The sequence below is a fragment of the Cellulosimicrobium sp. Marseille-Q8652 genome (assembly GCF_965112045.1).
In genome coordinates this window covers 1,313,740-1,331,193 of the sequence record NZ_CBCOPS010000002.1, presented here as the reverse complement: position 1 = coordinate 1,331,193, position 17,454 = coordinate 1,313,740, and the positions used below count along the sequence as shown (strand labels likewise).

General features: G+C 77.2%; 16 protein-coding genes. 8 read left to right on the top strand and 8 right to left on the bottom strand.

Translation table 11 applies throughout. The features are described 5' to 3' along the window. The first annotated feature begins 79 nt into the window (after nucleotides 1-79). Nucleotides 80-1,636: a lipase maturation factor family protein gene (locus ACWPWV_RS15820; RefSeq protein ID WP_454043899.1), complete on the top strand. Its 1,557-nt coding sequence runs from the start codon at nucleotides 80-82 to the stop codon at nucleotides 1,634-1,636. Between the two features lie 55 nt (nucleotides 1,637-1,691). On the opposite strand, the gene ACWPWV_RS15815 is transcribed toward ACWPWV_RS15820, so the two are convergent. Beyond that, the gene (locus ACWPWV_RS15815) at nucleotides 1,692-2,312 is read right to left on the bottom strand and encodes an L-threonylcarbamoyladenylate synthase (protein WP_454043898.1); all 621 of its coding nucleotides are present in this window, start codon (nucleotides 2,310-2,312) and stop codon (nucleotides 1,692-1,694) included. A 10-nt stretch (nucleotides 2,313-2,322) separates the two neighbouring features. After that, nucleotides 2,323-3,342, bottom strand: coding sequence for a threonine ammonia-lyase (locus tag ACWPWV_RS15810; RefSeq protein WP_454043897.1), 1,020 nt, complete (start codon nucleotides 3,340-3,342; stop codon nucleotides 2,323-2,325). Nucleotides 3,343-3,481: 139 nt separating this feature from the next. Between ACWPWV_RS15810 and ACWPWV_RS15805 the strand changes: the two genes are divergently transcribed. Beyond that, the gene (locus tag ACWPWV_RS15805; protein WP_454043896.1) at nucleotides 3,482-4,399 is read left to right on the top strand and encodes a LysR family transcriptional regulator; all 918 of its coding nucleotides are present in this window, start codon (nucleotides 3,482-3,484) and stop codon (nucleotides 4,397-4,399) included. Here ACWPWV_RS15805 and ACWPWV_RS15800 read toward each other — a convergent pair. The 3 genes from ACWPWV_RS15800 to ACWPWV_RS15790 all read right to left on the bottom strand — a co-directional run bounded on the left by ACWPWV_RS15800 (nucleotide 4,388) and on the right by ACWPWV_RS15790 (nucleotide 9,177). Continuing rightward, complete coding sequence (locus ACWPWV_RS15800; RefSeq protein WP_454043895.1) at nucleotides 4,388-6,214, bottom strand: ABC transporter ATP-binding protein; 1,827 nt, start codon at nucleotides 6,212-6,214, stop codon at nucleotides 4,388-4,390. The two genes, ACWPWV_RS15805 and ACWPWV_RS15800, sit on opposite strands and share 12 nt — an antisense overlap. Beyond that, nucleotides 6,211-8,082 (bottom strand): ABC transporter ATP-binding protein, encoded by a 1,872-nt coding sequence (locus ACWPWV_RS15795; RefSeq protein WP_454043894.1) that lies wholly within the window; start codon nucleotides 8,080-8,082, stop codon nucleotides 6,211-6,213. Before ACWPWV_RS15795 ends, ACWPWV_RS15800 begins: the two co-directional genes overlap by 4 nt. Before the next feature lie 204 nt (nucleotides 8,083-8,286). Further along, complete coding sequence (locus ACWPWV_RS15790) at nucleotides 8,287-9,177, bottom strand: UbiA family prenyltransferase (RefSeq protein WP_454043893.1); 891 nt, start codon at nucleotides 9,175-9,177, stop codon at nucleotides 8,287-8,289. Nucleotides 9,178-9,282: 105 nt separating this feature from the next. Here ACWPWV_RS15790 and ACWPWV_RS15785 point away from each other — a divergent pair, with 105 nt between their 5' ends. Genes ACWPWV_RS15785 through ACWPWV_RS15775 form a run of 3 tightly spaced genes read left to right on the top strand, consistent with a single transcriptional unit; the run spans nucleotide 9,283 to nucleotide 12,169 of the window. After that, entirely contained in the window at nucleotides 9,283-10,497 is a 1,215-nt protein-coding gene (locus ACWPWV_RS15785; protein WP_454043892.1) for a type III polyketide synthase, read from the top strand. Further along, the gene (locus ACWPWV_RS15780) at nucleotides 10,494-11,045 is read left to right on the top strand and encodes an isoprenylcysteine carboxyl methyltransferase family protein (RefSeq protein ID WP_454043891.1); all 552 of its coding nucleotides are present in this window, start codon (nucleotides 10,494-10,496) and stop codon (nucleotides 11,043-11,045) included. The genes ACWPWV_RS15785 and ACWPWV_RS15780 overlap by 4 nt, the downstream gene beginning before the upstream one ends. Beyond that, on the top strand, nucleotides 11,042-12,169 hold the full coding sequence (locus ACWPWV_RS15775; RefSeq protein WP_454043890.1) for an NAD(P)/FAD-dependent oxidoreductase: 1,128 nt from the start codon (nucleotides 11,042-11,044) through the stop codon (nucleotides 12,167-12,169). The genes ACWPWV_RS15780 and ACWPWV_RS15775 overlap by 4 nt, the downstream gene beginning before the upstream one ends. A 48-nt stretch (nucleotides 12,170-12,217) precedes the next feature. Here ACWPWV_RS15775 and ACWPWV_RS15770 read toward each other — a convergent pair whose 3' ends face one another. Next, nucleotides 12,218-12,571 carry a hypothetical protein gene (locus ACWPWV_RS15770; RefSeq protein ID WP_454043889.1) on the bottom strand — a complete coding sequence of 118 codons (354 nt, stop codon included), beginning with the start codon at nucleotides 12,569-12,571 and terminating at the stop codon, nucleotides 12,218-12,220. 130 nt (nucleotides 12,572-12,701) lie between these two features. Here ACWPWV_RS15770 and ACWPWV_RS15765 point away from each other — a divergent pair, with 130 nt between their 5' ends. The 3 genes from ACWPWV_RS15765 (at nucleotide 12,702) to ACWPWV_RS15755 (ending at nucleotide 14,405) form a co-directional block, all read left to right on the top strand. Then, nucleotides 12,702-13,559 (top strand): SDR family oxidoreductase, encoded by an 858-nt coding sequence (locus ACWPWV_RS15765; protein WP_454043888.1) that lies wholly within the window; start codon nucleotides 12,702-12,704, stop codon nucleotides 13,557-13,559. 181 nt (nucleotides 13,560-13,740) lie between these two features. Next, a complete protein-coding gene (locus ACWPWV_RS15760) occupies nucleotides 13,741-13,971 on the top strand; it encodes a DUF6480 family protein (RefSeq protein ID WP_454043887.1) in 231 nt (76 codons plus the stop codon). Between the two features lie 71 nt (nucleotides 13,972-14,042). Further along, complete coding sequence (locus ACWPWV_RS15755) at nucleotides 14,043-14,405, top strand: ACT domain-containing protein (protein ID WP_454043886.1); 363 nt, start codon at nucleotides 14,043-14,045, stop codon at nucleotides 14,403-14,405. A gap of 94 nt (nucleotides 14,406-14,499) precedes the next feature. Here the strand turns inward: ACWPWV_RS15755 and ACWPWV_RS15750 are convergent, their stop codons facing one another. Then, nucleotides 14,500-15,171, bottom strand: a complete 672-nt coding sequence (locus ACWPWV_RS15750) for a GNAT family N-acetyltransferase (protein ID WP_454043885.1) — start codon at nucleotides 15,169-15,171, stop codon at nucleotides 14,500-14,502. Next, a complete protein-coding gene (locus ACWPWV_RS15745) occupies nucleotides 15,168-17,453 on the bottom strand; it encodes a penicillin acylase family protein (protein WP_454043884.1) in 2,286 nt (761 codons plus the stop codon). The genes ACWPWV_RS15750 and ACWPWV_RS15745 overlap by 4 nt, the downstream gene beginning before the upstream one ends. Between the last annotated feature and the right edge of the window lies 1 nt (nucleotide 17,454).

Genomic DNA, 17,454 nt, shown 5'->3' with positions numbered 1-17,454 from the left:
GTCCCGATGCTAGGGGCGGGTGCGGGCCGCGGGCTCGGCCGGGCGGGTGAGACGCGGGTCACATGCCTACCGTGGGGTGATGGACGACGCGTCGGTGGTCGCAGCGGCCGACTGGCTGGGCTCGTGGTTCTGGGCCGGGGACTACGACGTCGCGCGCGAGGTGCTGCAGCGCGGCACGGCGGCGGTGCTCGTGGTGGCGTTCTGGGCGGTGGTGCGCCAGTGGCGGCCGTTGCTGGGCGTGCGGGGACTGACGCCGGCGGTGCGGGTGCTGGACCGGACGCGGTGGCGGGACGCTCCGAGCGTGCTGCGGTGGCGCTGCTCCGACGGGTTCGTCGTCGGCCTCGGGTGGGGTGGTGCGACGCTCGCGGCCCTGCTCGTGGTGGGCGTGCCGCAGCGCGGGCCGTGGTGGGTCACGACGCTCGCCTTCCTGCTCCTGTGGGCGGTCTACCTGTCGGTGGTGAACGCCGGGGGGCGGTTCTACGGGTTCGGGTGGGAGTCGTTGCTGTGCGAGGTGACGTTCCTCGTGGCGTGGCTGGGCTCGTCGGGCGAGCAGGTGGCGCCTCCACTGCTGGTGGTCCTGCTGGTGCGGTGGTGCCTGTTCCGGGTCGAGCTCGGCGCGGGGCTCATCAAGGTCCGCGGGGACAGGGCGTGGCGCGACCTGACGGCGCTGGACTACCACCACGAGACGCAGCCGCTGCCCGGACCGTTCTCCTGGCACGCGCACCACGCGCCGCGGTGGTGGCACCGGGTGGAGGTGGCGGGGAACCACGTGACGCAGCTCGTGGTCCCGTTCCTGTTCTTCGCGCCGCAGCCGGTGGCGTCGTGGGCGGGCGCGGCCGTCGTGCTCACGCAGCTGTGGCTCGTGGTGACGGGGAACTTCGCGTGGCTGAACTGGTTGACCGTGGTGCTGGGGCTGTCGCTCGTGAGCGACGGGTCGTGGGCGGCCGTGGGCGGCTGGCTCGGCGTCGGGGGCTCGTCCCCGTCGGTGGATACGGGTGCTGGTGCGGTGCCCGACGGCGCGGGCGGCCTCGGCGGCCCGGCAGGCCTGGTCGTGGTGGTCGTCGCGGTGAGCGCGCTGCTGCTCGTGCTGGGCTACCGCCCGGCGCGCAACCTCGTGGCGCGGCGCCAGCTCATGAACGCGAGCTTCGACCCGTTCCGGCTCGTCAACGCCTACGGCGCGTTCGGGTCGGTGACGCGACGACGCGACGAGGTGGTGCTGGAGGGCTCGACGGCGCGCTCCCCCGGGCCGGACGACTGGGTCGAGTATGCGTTCCGCGGCAAGCCGGGAGACGTGCGTCGCCGTCCGCCGCAGGTCGCGCCGTACCACCTGCGCCTCGACTGGCAGATGTGGTTCCTCGCCCTGGGCTCGCCGGAGGTCCGGTGGTTCGAGGTGCTGCTCCTGCGGCTCCTCGAGGCCGATCCGGCGACGCTGCGCCTGCTGCGCGCCGACCCGTTCGCGCGCGACCCGTCCGGGCCGGCGCCGCGCTGGGTCCGCGCGCGGCTCTTCCGGTACCGGTTCTCGACGCGCGACGAACGCCGCCGCACGGGCGCCTGGTGGGTCCGGCACGAGCTCGCGGTGCTCGTCGACCCGGTGGACCTTCCCCGGATGCGGCGGCTCCTCGGCCCGGCCGCCTGATCCCGCCGGCGCGACGGCGCGACGGCGTGGTCGTTCGACGGCGCGTCGGGCCGGGCTACTCGAAGCGCGACGGGTCGCCGGCCCCGACGCGCACGACCTCGGGCACGCCGTCGGACACGTCGACGACCGTGGTGGGCGCGCTGCCCCGCTCGCCGCCGTCGACGACGGCGTCGATCACGTGGTCGAGCTCCTCCTTGATGGCCCACCCGTCGGTGAGCGCCTCGGCCGAGCCCGGGAGGATGAGGGAGCTCGACAGGATGGGCTCGCCCAGCGCGGCGACGATCGCCTGGGCGACGGTGTCGTCCGGGATGCGCACGCCCACGGTCCTCTTCCGCGGGTGCGCGAGGCGGCGCGGCACCTCCGACGTCGCGCGGAGGATGAACGTGTACGGGCCGGGGGTGGCGGCCTTGATCGCGCGGAACGCCGAGTTGTCGACCATGACGAAGTGGCCGAGCTGGGCGAAGTCCGCGCACACGAGCGTGAAGTGGTGCTTGTCGTCGAGGTGGCGGATGCGCCGGATGCGCTCCGTGCCCTCGCGGTCGTCCATGCGGCACCCGAGCGCGTAGCCGGAGTCGGTGGGGTACGCGACGAGCCCGCCGTCGCCGAGCAGCGCGACGACCTGCGCGATCGCGCGCGGCTGCGGGTTGTCCGGGTGCACGTCGAGGTAGCGGGCCATGCGGCAGAGCCTAGGCCGCGACCGCGGCGAGCACACGGCGCAGCTCGGCCGGGCTCGCGTTGCCTCCTGTGCACACCACGCCGACGCGACGGCCGGCGAACCGGCCCCGGTCGGCGAGGACTGCGGCGAGCCCGGCCGCGCCGGCGCTCTCCGCGACGGTGCGCGCCCCGGTGAGGAGGAGACCGGCCGCACGGTCCAGCGCGTCGTCGTCCACGAGGACGAAGTCGTCGAGGTTCTCGCGCAGGACCGCCTGCGTGAGCGCGAACCCGCACCCGGTCGCGAGGCCCTCCGCGCGGCTCCTGCTGCGCACCGTCCGCAGCGCGCCCGCGCGCCACGAGTCGTGGGCCGCCGGCGACGCCGAGGACTGCACGGCGACGACCTCGAGGTCGGGCGCCAGCGCACGCGCGACGAGGCACGCGGCCGCGGCCCCGCTGCCCCCGCCCACCGGGACGACGACCACGTCGAGGTCCGGCACCTGCTCCAGCAGCTCGAGGTACGCCGTCGCGACACCGGCGACGAGCAGCGGCTCGTTCGCGGCGCTCACCAGGCGCGCGCCGTTCTCGCCCGCGAGCGCCGTCGCGTGCTCCCGGGCGTCGTCGAACGTGGCGCCGTGCAGGACGAGCCGCGCGCCGAGGGCGCGCACCGCGTGGGCCTTGGTGGGGTTCGGGTCCGTGGGCATGACGATCGTGCAGGGCGTGCCCGTGGACCGTGCGGCGTACGCGACGGCCTGCGCGTGGTTGCCCGTGGAGAACGCGACGACGCCGCGGGCACGGTCCTCGGGGGCGGAGCGCAGCAGGAGGTTCAGGGCTCCGCGGACCTTGAACGCCCCGGTGGGCTGGAGGCTCTCGTGCTTGACGACGCCGCGCGCCGCGGTCGCGGTGTCGAGCGGCTCGTACGTGCGCACGGGGGTGGGCTCGAGGTGGGTGGCGAGGGTGCGGCGCGCGTCGAGGACGTCGCGCACCGTGGGCGGGGCGAGGGGCGAGCGCTCGAGGTGCGGCGGCGTGGCCGGGGTGGCGGGGGTGGCGGTCATGGTTCCACGGTGGCCCGGCGCGACGCATAGGTCCAATGCCGGACTTCGCTGCATCCATCGATGTCGTCGATGGGTCGGTCTACGCTCGTCCCGTGGACGGGACGGGGTTCGACGGGCACGAGGGGTCGGGGGTCGCGCCGTGGACCTGACGAGGCTGCGGGTGCTGGCCGCGGTGGCGCGCGAGGGGTCGGTGACGGGCGCGGCGCGCGCGCTGCACTACGCGCAGCCGTCGGTGAGCCACCACCTGGCGCGCCTCGAGGCGGAGGTGGGGGTGCCGCTCGTGGAGCGGGTCGGGCGAGGCATCCGTCTGACGGACGCGGGCCGTCTGCTGGCGGCGCGCGCGGAGGAGATCCTGGGCCGTGTCGGTGCGGCGCGCGAGGAGGTGGAGGCTCTCGCGGGGCTCGCGGCGGGACGGGTCCGGCTGGCGGCCTTCCCGTCGGCGCTCGCGACGCTCGTGCCCGACGTCGTCGCGCGCCTCGCCGTGGACCATCCCGGGCTCGCCGTCGGGCTCGTGGAGGCGGAGCCGCCCGAGGCGCTGGCGGCGCTGCGCCGCGGTGCCGTGGACGTGGCGCTGGTGTTCGAGCACGACCGCTCGCCCGCCGACCTGGACGGGCTGGTGGCGGCACGGGTGCTCGACGAGGAGCTGTCGGTCGTGACGTCCGGGACGACGCCGGCCGGACCGGCACCGGGCACGGGCACGCGCACGAGGAGCGCGTGCGACCTCGCGCGGTTCGCCGACGCGCCCTGGATCGCCGGGTGCGAGCGGTGCCGCGCCGACCTGGTGGGCCGGTGCGAGCTCGCGGGGTTCACGCCGCGCGTGGCGTTCGAGACGGACGACTACGTCGCGGTGCAGGCTCTCGTCGCGGCCGGGGTGGGCGTCTCGCTGCTCCCCGCGCTCGCGCTGCGCGCCCACCGCGACCCGCGCGTCGTGACGCACGTGCTGCCGGGCGCGTCGCGGCGCGTGCTCGCGGTGACGTACGGCGACCGCCCGCCCCCGGGTGCGCGCGCCGTCGTGGACGGGCTCGTGGGTGCGTCGGCTCGCCGGTCACACGAGTGAGGCCCGCCACGCGGCGTCGAGCGCGGCGAAGCGCCCGCCCTGCGTCGCGACGAGCTCGGCGGGCGTCCCGTCCTCCACCACGCGGCCGTCGGCCAGGACGAGGACGCGGTCGGCGACGGCGACCGTCGACAGGCGGTGGGCGATGATGATCGCCGTCCGGTCGGCGAGCAGCGTCCGCAGGCCCTCCTGCACGAGCCGCTCCCCCGGCAGGTCGAGCGAGCTCGTCGCCTCGTCGAGCACGAGCACGGCCGGGTCCGCGAGGAACGCGCGCGCGAACGACAGGAGCTGACGCTGGCCGGCGGAGACGCGGCCGCCGCGCTTGTTCACGTCGGTGTCGTACCCCTCGGGCAGGCGCAGGACGAACTCGTGGGCGCCGACGGCCCGGGCCGCGGCCTCGACCTCGGCCTGCGTCGCGTCCGGGCGCCCGAGCGCGATGTTCTCCCGGACCGACCCGCTGAACAGGTACGCCTCCTGCGTGACCATGACGACGGCGCGCCGCAGGTCGCGCGAGGACAGGTCCCGCACGTCGACGCCGTCCAGCCGGACGGTCCCGTCCGTGGCGTCGTAGAAGCGGGTCACGAGCTTGGCGACGGTCGACTTGCCGGCTCCCGTCGTCCCGACGAGCGCGACCGTCTGGCCGGCCGGGATCGTCAGGTCGAGGTCCGGCAGGACGGTCCTCCCGGCGCCGTAGCCGAACCGGACGTGCTCGAGACGCAGCTCGCCGCGCGCGGCCGGGAGCGGGACGGGGTGCCGCGGCTCGGCGACGGTCGGCTCCTCCTCGAGCAGGCCGGAGATCTTCTCCAGCGCCGCGGAGGCCGACTGGAACGCGTTGTAGAACATCCCGAGCTGCTGGATCGGGCCGAAGAACCGCTTCGTGTACAGCAGGACGGCGGCCAGGACGCCGACGTCCATCGTGCCGTCGAGCACGCGCCACCCGCCGACCGCGAGCGCCACGACGACCGTCACGTTGCCGATGACGACGAGCCCGGGGTCGTAGCGGCCGTTGAGCCCGAAGGACCGGGCGTTGGCGGCGCGGTAGTCCTCGGCGAGGGCGGCGTAGGTGCGCGCGTCGGCCGCCTCGCGACGGAACGCCTGCACGGCGCGGATCCCGGTCATGGTCTCGACGAAGTGGACGATGAGGCGCGCGGACGCGACGCGCGAGGCGCGGTAGAACCGCTGCGAGCGCTTCTGGAACCACCGGGTGAGCAGCGCGGCGGGCACGACGGCGACGGCGAGCACGAGGCCGCTGAGCGGGTCGAGCAGGAAGAGGCCGATCGCGGTGAAGAGCATGAACAGGACGCTCGACACGACGCCGGTGAGGCCGCCGTCGAGGAGCTCGCGCAGCGCCTCGAGGTCGGACGTCTGGCGGGAGATGATCCGCCCGGACGTGTACGACTCGTGGAACTCGAGCGACAGGCGCTGGGTCTGGCGGAACACGCGCCGGCGCAGGTCGAGCAGCACGGCCTGCGCGACGCGGGCGGCAGCGCGCACGTAGGCGCCGATCGCGAGGCCGGCGGTGAGCGCCGCGAGCACGTAGACGACGCCGACGGCCACGAGGGGCCGGGGGTCGCCGTCGCGCAGCGCGGGGAGCGCGCGGTCGATCCCGACGGCGATGAGCGCCGGCCCGGCGACCTGACAAGCGGTCGCGACGACGACGAGCACGGCCGCGCCGGCGAGCGCGCGGCGGCGCGCGCGCAGCAGGTCGGCGAGGAGCGCCCGGGAGCGTGCGCTCACCGCGCGGCTGCGCGCCCGGTCGAGCTGGGAGTCCTCCTCGCCCGCGACGCCGCGCGGCGCGGCCGCGGTCCCCGTGCTCATGCGTGCTCCCTGCGTCCGGTGCCGGGTTCGTGCTCGTCGTCGTGGTCGCCGATGCCGTGCGCGGCGGCGTCGGTCTCGAGGCTGGAGACGACGTGCCGGTAGTGCGCGTCGTGGGCGAGGAGGTCGGCGTGGGTGCCGACGGCGGTGATGCGCCCGTCCTGAAGCACGGCGACGCGGTCCGCGAGCGCCACGGTCGACGGGCGGTGAGCCACGACCAGCGTCGTGGTGCCCGCGAGGACCGTCCGCAGGCGTGTCTCGACGGCCTCCTCGGTCGCGACGTCGAGCGCCGAGAGCGGGTCGTCGAGGACGAGCACGCGCGGGCGGGCGGCGATGGCGCGTGCGAGCGCGAGGCGCTGCCGCTGCCCGCCGGACAGGCTCAGGCCCTCCTCCCCGATCGTCGTGCCGACACCGCGCGGCAGGTCGTGCACGAACCCGGCCTGCGCGACGTCGAGCGCCTCGGCGAGCAGAGCGTCGCGGGCGGCGTCGTCGAGGTCGGCCGGCGCACCGAGCAGGACGTTGTCGCGCACGGACGCGGAGAACAGCGTCGAGTCCTCGAACGCGACGGCCACGTGCGTGCGCAGCGCCGTGCGGGTCAGGTCGCGCACGTCGATGCCGTCGAGGCGCACGGAGCCCTCGGTGACGTCGTACAGGCGGGGCACGAGCATCGCGAGGGTGCTCTTGCCGGCCCCGGTGAGCCCGACCAGGGCGGTGGTCGTCCCGGCGGGCAGCTCGAGGTCGACGTCGCGCAGGACGGGCTCGGCCGCGTCGTCGTAGCGGAACGTCACGCCGCGCAGCGCGACGTCCCCGCGCGGGTCGGGCAGGTCGACCGGGTGCTCCGGGTCGGTGAGGGGGCTCTCGGTGTCGAGGACCTCGAAGTAGCGGTCCACGGCGGTGCGGGCGTTGAGCGTCATCGACAGCGTCGTGCCGAGGTCGACCACGGGCGTGCTGACGACGGCGGCCGTCGCGAAGAACGCGACGAGCGCGCCCACGCTGATCTGCCCGTCCGCCGCCTGGAGCACCCCGACGACCAGGGCGACGCCGAGCGTCAGCTCCGGGATCGCGGTGAGGGCCGCGGTGACGGTCGACTGCGTGGACGCCTTCGCCATCTCGGTGCGCCGCAGCCGGTCGGCCTGGTCGGTGAACGCGTCGAGCGCGTCCCGGCCGCGCCCGAACGCCTTGAGGACGCGGATGCCGTGGACCGACTCCTCGACGGTCGTGGCGAGGTCCCCGGACTGGTCCTGGGACAGACGGGAGATCGCGCGGTACCGGCGCGAGAAGCGGAAGGCCAGGACGGTCACGGGGACGGCGCCCGCGAGGTACACGAGCCCGAGCACCCCGCCGGTCACGATGAGGATCGTCACCCCGACGACGATGGTGGTCGCCGAGACCACGAGCGTCGGCATCCCGAAGACCAGCCACCGGCGCAGGAGCCCGAGGTCGCTCATCGACCGCGAGAGGAGCTGCCCGCCCGCCCAGCGGTCGTGGAACGCCACCGGCAGGTCCTGCAGGTGCCGGTACAGGGCCACGCGCATGCGCGCCTCGACGTGCGTGCCCGGCAGCATGACGAAGCTGCGCCGCGCGAGGATGAACGCCGCCTCCAGCAGGCCGAGGCCGGCGACGAGCGCGACCGCGCCGGCGAGGGCGCCCGTGTCGTGCTCGCGCGCCCCGGCGGCGAGCGGTCCGTTGACCACGCGCTCGAGCACGCGCGGGATCGCGAGCGCCGCGAGGCTCGCGCCGAGCGCGGCGAGCACCCCGCCCACGAGGCGGGGCAGCGCCGGGCGGACGAACGGGTACAGGCGCCGCAGCGACGCGGCGGTCGACGTGGCAGGGGCCGGCGGGCGGTCCCTGGGGCGACGCGGGTCGCGCACCGGGCACGCCTCCGGGCCCGCGTGCCGGGACGGTGGGGGCGTGAGCGGCTCGAGCGGCAGGCACGGAGGTGGGCGTGGGCGGTGCGGGCACGGGTCGGCAGCGACCTCTCGGAGCGCGGGGAAGGGAGCCCGCCCATCCTGCCACCGCGCGCCGACACGCCCCGGCCGGACGACGCGGCGTCTCGGCTGCCGGACGCCGCGCCCTCAGCGCACGACCGCGACGTCGGGCGCCGCGAGGACGAGCAGCACGACGCACACGGCGGCGACGGCCATCGAGAGGGCGAACGGCGCCCGGGAGGACGGACGGACCGCACCGACGACCCCGGCGGTGCCGGCCCCGGCGAGCGCGAGCGCGCCGCCCGCCCAGGCCGCCGGTCCCGGCGGGCCGGACGGCGCGAGGACCACGACGGCGACCGCCGCGCCCAGCAGGACCGGCGCCAGGACGCTCGCGCCGCGCCGTCCCAGCCGGTGGGGCAGCCCCCGCACGCCCGTGGCGGCGTCGTCGTCGAGATCGGGCAGCGTGTTGGCGACGTGCGCGCCGGTGCCCAGCAGCGCCGCGGCCACGAGCGCCCAGGGCGCCGGCACGGCGTCGCCCGGGGCCGCGAGGACGACGAACACGGCGAGGAGCGCGAACGAGACCGCGTAGGGCGCCCACGACCAGACCGTCGCCTTGAGCCCCGCGTTGTAGGCCCACGCGCCGCCGACGGCGACGAGGTGCACCAGCCCGGGCACGAGGCCGGTCGCGAGCGAGAGCGCGACGCACGCCGCGAGGGCGGCGAGCGCGGCGGCGCGCAGCCCCGCGGCGGTGACGAGGCCCGCGACCACGGGCTTCGCGACCCGGCCCACGGCGAGGTCCCGCGGCGCGTCGATCCAGTCGTTCGACCACCCGACGGAGAGCTGCCCCGCGAGCACGGCCGCCGTGACGAGCGTCGCGGTCCGCGGGCCCGAGCCGATGCCGAGCGACAACGCGCACGCGAGCGCGGTGACGAGCGCGGCGGGGGCGGCGTGCGCGGCGACGACGAGCCCGCGCAGCGTGACCGCGGGCTGCCGCGGCGGCCCCGGACGGGCGCCGTCCTGGGCGGTCGGGAACGACATGCGGGAACGCTAGCAGCGGCCGGTCCGGCACGACCCGCGGGGGCCGCCCTCCGGCGGGGCCGCGCTCACCGCGCGAAGCCGCGCCCCCGGTGGGACGATGCGGACATGTCGCGCGTCGCCGCGGTATGGACCGCGCTGCCGGACCGCCGCCACACCCAGTCCGAGATCTCCGACGTCATCGCCCCCCTCCTGACGGACGACCCCGTCCGGGCGGCCGTGGCGCGTCGCCTGCACGCCCACGCGGGCGTCGACACGCGGCACCTCGCGGTGCCGCTCGACGCGTACGCGGGTCTGCGCACGTTCGGGGCCTCCAACGACGTGTTCCTCGACGTGGCGACGGACCTGGCGGCCGAGGCGGCGCTGCGCGCGCTCGAGGAGGCCGGGCTCGGGGCGCACGACGTCGACCACCTGGTGGTCACGTCCGTCACGGGGATCGGGGCCCCGTCGGTCGACGTGCTCGTCGCCGATCGCCTCGGGCTGCGCAGCGACGTGCGCCGCACCCCGTCGTTCGGGTGGGGGTGCGCGGGCGGGGCGGCCGGCCTCGCGCGCACCGACGACCTGCTGCGCGGGCGCCCGCGCGACGTCGCCCTCCTCATCGCCGTCGAGCTGTGCTCCCTGACGCTGCAGCACGGCGACGACTCCACGGCCAACCTCGCGGCGTCCGGGCTGTTCGGCGACGGCGCGGCGGCGGTCGTGCTCGTCGGCGACGAGCACCCGCTCGCGCGCCCGCGGCTCCCCGCCGGGTCCGCCGGGCGCGAGAGCGACGCGCACCGGACCGCGCGGGTCGTCGACTCCCGCTCGACCCTGCACGCCGGCACGACCGGCGACCTCGGGTGGCGCGTGCGCGACACGGGGTTCCAGGTGGTGCTGTCAGCCCGTCTGCCCGAGCTCGTCGGGGCCCACCTCCTCGGGGACGTCAAGGCGCTCCTCGTCGAGCACGACCTCGAGCCCTCCCAGGTGCCGACGTGGATCGTGCACGCCGGTGGTCCGCGCATCCTCGACGCGGTGCGCGACACGCTCGGCCTCGACGAGCAGGACCTGCGGCACAGCCGCGCGAGCCTGCGCGAGGCGGGCAACCTGTCGTCCGCGTCGGTGCTGCACGTGCTCGACGCGACGCTCGCGTCGTCGACCGCCCCCGCGGGCTCCCCCGCGGTCCTCGTCGCGTTCGGCCCCGGGGTGAGCACCGAGCTGGTGCTGCTGCGCCTCGACGGGCCGCCGCGTTCGGGCCCCGTCCGGGCGCGCGCCGCGAGCGCGGTCGCCACGGCCCGCCCGGGCTCGGCGAACCGGGCGGACGCGACGTCCGCGGAGGTCGCCCGGTGAGCCTCGCCTGGTACGTGGTGCTCGTCGGGGCCACCGCCGTCGAGCGCCTCGCCGAGCTGGTCGTCTCGGCGCGCAACGCGCGCTGGTCGTTCGCCCGCGGCGGGATCGAGACGGGCCGCGGCCACTTCCCCGCGATGGTCGCGCTGCACACCGGCCTGCTCGTGGCGTGCGTCGCCGAGGCCTGGCTCGCCGACCGCCCGTTCCTGCCGTGGCTCGGCTGGCCGATGCTCGCGCTCGTCCTCGCGAGCCAGGCCCTGCGCTGGTGGTGCATCGCGACCCTCGGTCCGCGGTGGAACACGCGCGTGATCGTCGTGCCCGGCCTGCCGCTCGTCGCCCGCGGGCCGTACCGGTGGCTGCGCCACCCGAACTACGTGGCCGTCGTCGTCGAGGGCTTCGCCCTGCCGCTCGTGCACACGTCGTGGGTCACGGCCGTCGTGTTCACCGTGCTCAACGCCGTGCTGCTCGCACGGTTCCGCATCCCCGCCGAGGAGCGCGCCCTCGACCTCCTGCCGCAGGCGGCCACCGGCACCGGCCCGGCCCGGTCGTGACCGAGCGCGTCGACGTCCTCGTCGTCGGCGGGGGGCCCGTGGGCCTCGCAGCAGCGGTCCACGCGCGCCGCGCCGGCCTCGACGTCCTCGTCGTGGACCGCCGCGGCGCCGTCGTCGACGGCGCGCTCGACAAGGCGTGCGGCGAGGGCCTGCTCCCGGGCGCCCTGCGCGCCGTGCGGGCGCTCGACGTCGACCCGGCCGGGCACACCCTCGCCGGGATCAGCTATCGCGGCGTGGACCGCCACGGACGGGTGCGCCACGCCGACCACCCGTTCGCGGCCGGTCCCGGACGCGGCGTGCGGCGCACGACCCTGCACGACGCGCTGCGTGCCCGCGCGGTCGAGGACGGCGCCGTCGTGCGGCACGCGACCGTGCGCGACCTGCGGCAGGACCACGACGGCGTCGACGTGACCCTCGCCGGCGCCGAGGTCGGCACCGGGACCGGGCACGTGCGCGCGCGGTACGTGCTCGGGTGCGACGGCCTGCACTCGACCGTGCGCCGCCTCGCCGGGCTCGAAGGAGCGCCGTACCGCGGCGCGGCGGACCGGTACGGGCTGCGCACCCACTACCGCGTCGCCCCCTGGTCGGACCTCGTCGAGGTGCACTGGGCGGCGCACGCGGAGGCCTACGTCACGCCCGTCGGGCCCCACCTCGTCGGCGTCGCGGTCCTCGGGCCACGCGCCGCCGACCCGCACCACCGGGACGCGGCGGACGACCCGCGGCCCCCGGGGACCGCGCCGCGGCTGGCCCCGTTCGGCGAGCTCGCGGAGCGTCTGCGAGGAGCCGAGGTCGTCGGCCGGGTCCTCGGCGCGGGACCGCTGCGGCGCCGGGCCCGACGGCGCACGGCCGGCCGGGTGCGTCTCGTCGGGGACGCGTCGGGCTACGTGGACGCGCTGACCGGCGAGGGCGTGCGGGTCGGCCTCGCCCAGGCGGAGGCGGCGGTCCGGCACCTGGACGACGCCGCGGCGTACGAGCGCGCGTGGGTGCGCGCGACGCGGGACTACCGCGTGCTCACCACGGGCCTGCTCGCCTGGGCCGCGAGCCCCGCGCGCGGTGCCATCGTGCCCGCCGCGAGCGCCGCCCCGTGGCTCTACGCGGCGGTCGTGGAGCGCCTCGCGCGCTGAGGCACGGCCCCCCACCCCTGGGGCCGACCTGCGGTGGCGCGCGGCGGGTCAGCGGCGCGGCTGGGCGGGGTTGGTCGGGACGCCGTGGGACGGAGAATTCTGCGCCGGTCCCTGCGTCGCCGGGCCGACGGGGCTCCCCGCGTCGGGCGCCGGGGCCCGCTGGGGCACGTCGGCCGTCGGGTCGCCGCCGGACGGCTCGGCGCCGCCGTCGAGCTGCTCCAGTCGCTGCTCGATCACGGTGCGGACGGGCAGCCGGTCGCCGTGGGCGCGCTCGTAGGCGAGCACCTGCTCGAGGCCGGCGCGGTCGAGGCTGCGGATGCGGTGCGTGACGGTGCCGAGCGACAGGTGGTCGTAGTCGGGCAGCGGCAGGTCGTCGTGGTCGGGTGCGGGCTGGTCGGTCATGCTTCCTCCCTCGGTCCGTGCGCCGTGCGGCGCTCCCCGCGACCGTAGGCACGGGCCCGCGCACCCGCACGCGTGCGGCAGGAGTCCCGCTCCGCGTGCGGGCGGGTCGGGCCGCGGCCAGGCTGGCGCGATGAGCCACGACCCCGCCGGCGCCCCCGACCTGGACCCGCGGACGTCGACCGGGCCCGGTGACGGCCCCGGTCGTCCCGTCGCCCTGGTGACCGGCTCGGAGTCGGGCATCGGCCGCGCGACGGCCGTCGCGCTCGCCGCGGCCGGCTTCGACCTCGCCCTCACCTGGTACGCGCCCGAGCGCGACCCCGAGCGCACGGCGCGCGAGGCGCGCGACGCCGGGGCGCGCGTCGTGCTGCGCCGGCTCGACGTCACGGACCTCGACGACCTCGGCCCGGCCGTGGACGAGCTGGTGGGCGAGCTGGGCCGCCTCGACGCCCTCGTCAACGTGGCGGGGACGGGCACGTCGACGCCGCTGCTCGACCTCGACCTGGCGACGTGGCGCCGCGTGCTCGAGACCGACCTCGACGGGCCGTTCCTCCTCCTGCAGGCCGCCGCACGGCACATGGTCGCCGGGGGGCGGGGCGGGCGCGTCGTCAACGTCACGAGCGTCCACGAGCACGCGCCCCGCGTCGGCGCGGCACCCTACTGCGCCGCGAAGGGGGGCCTCGGCCTGCTCACGCAGGTCGCCGCCCTGGAGCTCGCCGAGCACGGCATCACCGTGAACTCCGTCGCGCCCGGCGAGATCGCGACGCCCATGACGGGCCAGGAGGACGAGGACCCGCACACGACGCACCGCCCGGGGGTGCCGCTCGGGCGGCCCGGTGACGCACGCGAGGTCGCCGCGGTCGTCGCGTTCCTGTGCGGGCCGTCGGCCTCGTACGTCACCGGCGCGTCGTGGGCGGTCGACGGCGGCATGCTCCCGATGGGCCCGATGGCGGGCTCGCACCTGACCTCCGACGACTGGCGCCGCCCCTGAGCGCCGCGCGCGACCTCACGAGCCACCACGAGCCACACCGACCACACGACCCACGACCCACGACCCACGACCGACGAGGAGAGACCATGACGCACGGCAGCACGCCCGCCGACCCCGACCTGTCTCTTATACAATCTCCGAGCCCACGAGACGGACTCCTATCTCGTATGCCGTCTTCTGCTTGAAAAAAAAAAAATCGACGGGCCGCTCCCCCGCCGCCGACTTCTCCGCGACGGGCGACGTGCAGCCCGGCGAGACCCCGCCCGCGGAGGACCAGGTGAGCGCGCCGCAGGGCCACGAGGAGCACGGTCCGCACCGCGCGGTCCCGTGGGTGTGGATCGGGGTCATCGGGGGCGTCGCGGTGCTGACCGCGCTGTTCTTCGTCGGGTACGCCGCAGGGCTGCTCGACTGAGCGGTGACGCGGCCCGCGACCGTGCACCCGTGCCGGCGGCGCGTGTGGGCGACGAGCGCTAGCGTCCCCGGGTGCCCACCCTGCGACTGCGCGTCCTGCCCGACCGGTTCGTCCTCGCCCACGACCCGGGGGCGACGTTCCCCGAGGACGACGAGTGGGTCGCGCTCGTGCGTGCCCCGGAGGGGCTGACCGTCCTGCGGCACGCGTCCCCGTGGGGCGGCGACGGCGAGCGCTGGGCCGGGTTCTACGCCGAGCCGCACGGCCTCGACGTCCCGGGCGTGCTCGTGTCGCTCGTCGGCCCGCTCGCCGACGCGTCGGTCCCGGTGTTCGTCGCGTCGACGTTCCACGCGGACCTCGTCCTCGTGCCGCAGGACCGGCTCGAGGCGGCGGTCGACGCGCTGCGCGACGCGGGGCACACCGTCGCGCAGCCCTGAGCCGGGCCGCGCGCGGTCGTCCGGCACCGTGCCGGCGGCCACCGCCCTGCCGTCACCGTGCTGCCGTCACCGAGTTGGCGTCACCGACCTGGCGTCACCCCGCAGCGAGCGAGGTCGCGCGGTCGCGCGGCAGGAACGCCAGGAGGGCGTCCTTGTCACCGACGCGCACCGGCTCGCCGATCTCGAAGCCGAGGGCTCGCATGCGGGCGTGCGCGCGAGCGTTGTCGACGTCGGGCTCCACGACGACACGGCGCGCCGCCGGGTCGGCGAACAGGAACTCGACGAGGACGGCGCCCAGCACCGCCCACAGGTCCGTGCCGCGCGGCCCGCGACCGCCGAGGAGGAAGTGCACGCCGACGTCGCCGGGCAGCACGTCGTAGCACGCGCCGACCGGGTCGTGCTCGGGCTCGTACGTCTGCAGCAGCGCCACGGGCCGCTCGTCCCACCGCACGAGGAACGCGTGGTGCGTGGGCAGGGAGCCGACCTCGGCGTACAGGTCGCGCAGCTCCTCGCGCGGGAGGTCCCCGAGGCCCCAGAAGCCGGCCCACGGTCGGGTGACCCAGGCGTGCAGGACGTCGAGGTCGGCGTCGGGGTCGAGGACGCGGACGCTCACGCGGCCCGCGCCCGGCACCGCGCGCTCGAGCAGCAGCTCACCCGGCGCGCCCGTGGGCAGGCGCCCGACGACCGCCCCGGCCGGCGTGGCGCCACCGGGTGGCGTGGGCGACGGCACGGCCGGGGACGGCACGGCCGAGGACGGTGTGGTCATCGGTGCTCCTCGAGGTCGAGCAGGGTCCAGTCGGTGACGACCGGCACGGTCGCGGCGTCCGCCCACGCGGCGTGCTGGTCGTCGAAGTGCGGAGAGCGCGGGTCTCCGCTCGCGCCGAAGGGCACGCCCCACCGGCTCGCGTCCCGGTCGGCGAGGTCCCACACCCACCGCGCGACCGAGCCCCGCACGCACGTGTCGGTGACGCCCGGCGTGCTCGCGGTGCACCGGACGGTGTCGGTGTCCCCCGAGAGCGGCACCGGCCCGACCCGCGGCGCGTCGGCGCCCCGGACGTCGAGCAGCACGTGGAGTCCGAGCACCCGGTGCGTGTCACCCCATGTCGCGGCACCGTCATCGCCGGCCGTCCCCGACCGCACGACGTCCTCGAGCGCGGCCCACGCCTCCGCGCGGCCGTCGATCCCGAGCCACGACGCGCCCAGGACGGCGGGCAGGGCGTCCGCGACGCGCGCCGTCACGGAGAACCACGGCGCGAGGACCGGGTCGAGGCCGTGGGGCTCGTGCAGGGGCGCGAGCGCGGGGTGCGCGGCGACCCGACGCGCGAGCGCCGACCGCCACGCCGCGTAGAGGGCCGCGTCCGCGCTGTCGGCGTCCATGTGCCGGTCCCAGGCGAGCAGCCGTGCCGACGCGGCGCGTGCCGCCGCCCCGGGGAGACGTGCGGGGGGCGCGGCGTCGAGCCAGGCCAGGAGCGCGGCGGCGCTGCCGAGGAGCGTGTCGCCGTGGACGCGCCCCTGGTCCGCGGGCCCGAGCGGCCTCTCGGCGGCGTCGAGCACCGCGCGGACGCGGCGCGCCCGGTGCGGCGGGGCATAGGTGTGCCCGAGGGCGGTCCCCGGCCGGCGGGGCCGCTCGTTGGCGTCGACGGCGACGTCCTCGACCACGACGGCGTCCGGCAGCCCGACCCAGGACCGTGGCCGCGCGGCGTCGGACCACGCGGCCACGGGCAGCGCCCGCTCGTGGGGCGCGCGCTGCGGCACGCGCCCCGCGGTGAGGCTCAGCACGGTGTCCCGGTCCGCCGCCAGGACCCGGTTCACCGGGTCGACCCAGCCGGCGAAGGCGCCGGCGACGTCGTGCGCCGACCGGGCGCGCTGCAGGCGGCGCCAGGCGCTCACGCCGAGGTCCGCGTCGACCCGCGCCGCGAGGCGGACCGCGAACGTCCGGGGCGCGTCGTCCTGCGGCTCGTCGTCCTGCTCCGGGCCATCCGGCCCCGGCTCGCCCGTGACGACGACGCCGCGCCGCGTCTCCCACGTCTCGACCCGGTGCTCGACCGGTCCGCCCGCGGCACGCACCCGCACGGTCGCGGTCACCGTGTCCACGGGCTCGGGACCGTCCGGCCCCTGAGCCTGCACGGCACCGTCCGCCGTGCGCCGCAGCCGCTCGGCGAACACCTCGACGTGGTGGGCCATCGCGTTCGTGACGCCCCACGCCGCGTGGCCGGCGTGCCCGAAGTGGAGGACGCCGGGGACCCCGGGGAACGCGAGGCCGACGACGTCGTGCTCGGGGCACGCCAGGCGCACCTGCTGGTAGACACCGGGCAGCTCGAGCAGGCGGTGGGGGTCGCCCGCGAGGAGCGGTGCGCCGCTCGTCGTGCGGCCGCCCGCGAGCGCCCAGGCGTTCGACCCGGACGCGGGACCGCCGTCTGCGGCGAGCAGGTCGAGCACCCGGTCGACGGCGTCCGCCGGCCCGGGCCCGGTCGCCGCGGCGGACCGGCCGAGGGTGCGCGCCACGTGGTCGCGCCACAGCACGTGCGGGAACCCGGAGAACAGCACGTGCGCGACGAGGAAGACGCCCAGCGGCGCCCATGCGGGCCACGGCTCGTGCGGCGGCAGCTCGCCGCCGCCCGGCCACGACGCGTCCGCGAGCGCGTGCATCTCGGGGACGTCTCGTCCGCGCGCGAGCCCGGCGTCCACCCCGGCCGTGTACGCGTCGACCCAGGCGCGGTCGCCGTCCGCGAGCGCCGCGTAGGCGCGGCGGGCGGTGTCGGCGAGACGCACGCGGTGCGCGAACCGGTCCCACACGAGACCGGCGTCGCCCAGGCGCTCCGCGAGGCGCCCCTCGGCGCGCCACCGGTCCACCTCGATCTGCCACCCGCGGTCGAGCGCGGTCACGTAGCCCTGGCCGTGCGCGAGCGCGAGGTCGTCGCCCGCGCGCACGTGCGGGACGCCCCAGGAGTCGCGGAAGACCTCGAACGCTCCGGCCGCCGGCCACGGGCCCGGCCCGCCGCCGCGCGCCGGGTCGGGGTGGGGGTCGGGGGCGAGGTGCGGTGCCACG

Excerpts from the sequence above, each read along its gene's own strand:
- ACWPWV_RS15820 (WP_454043899.1), top strand. The coding sequence starts at position 80 with ATGGACGACGCGTCGGTGGTCGCAGCGGCCGACTGGCTGGGCTCGTGG.
- ACWPWV_RS15815 (WP_454043898.1), bottom strand. The coding sequence starts at position 2,312 with ATGGCCCGCTACCTCGACGTGCACCCGGACAACCCGCAGCCGCGCGCG.
- ACWPWV_RS15810 (WP_454043897.1), bottom strand. The coding sequence starts at position 3,342 with ATGACCGCCACCCCCGCCACCCCGGCCACGCCGCCGCACCTCGAGCGC.
- ACWPWV_RS15800 (WP_454043895.1), bottom strand. The coding sequence starts at position 6,214 with ATGAGCACGGGGACCGCGGCCGCGCCGCGCGGCGTCGCGGGCGAGGAG.
- ACWPWV_RS15790 (WP_454043893.1), bottom strand. The coding sequence starts at position 9,177 with ATGTCGTTCCCGACCGCCCAGGACGGCGCCCGTCCGGGGCCGCCGCGG.
- ACWPWV_RS15785 (WP_454043892.1), top strand. The coding sequence starts at position 9,283 with ATGTCGCGCGTCGCCGCGGTATGGACCGCGCTGCCGGACCGCCGCCAC.
- ACWPWV_RS15770 (WP_454043889.1), bottom strand. The coding sequence starts at position 12,571 with ATGACCGACCAGCCCGCACCCGACCACGACGACCTGCCGCTGCCCGAC.
- ACWPWV_RS15765 (WP_454043888.1), top strand. The coding sequence starts at position 12,702 with ATGAGCCACGACCCCGCCGGCGCCCCCGACCTGGACCCGCGGACGTCG.
- ACWPWV_RS15750 (WP_454043885.1), bottom strand. The coding sequence starts at position 15,171 with ATGACCACACCGTCCTCGGCCGTGCCGTCCCCGGCCGTGCCGTCGCCC.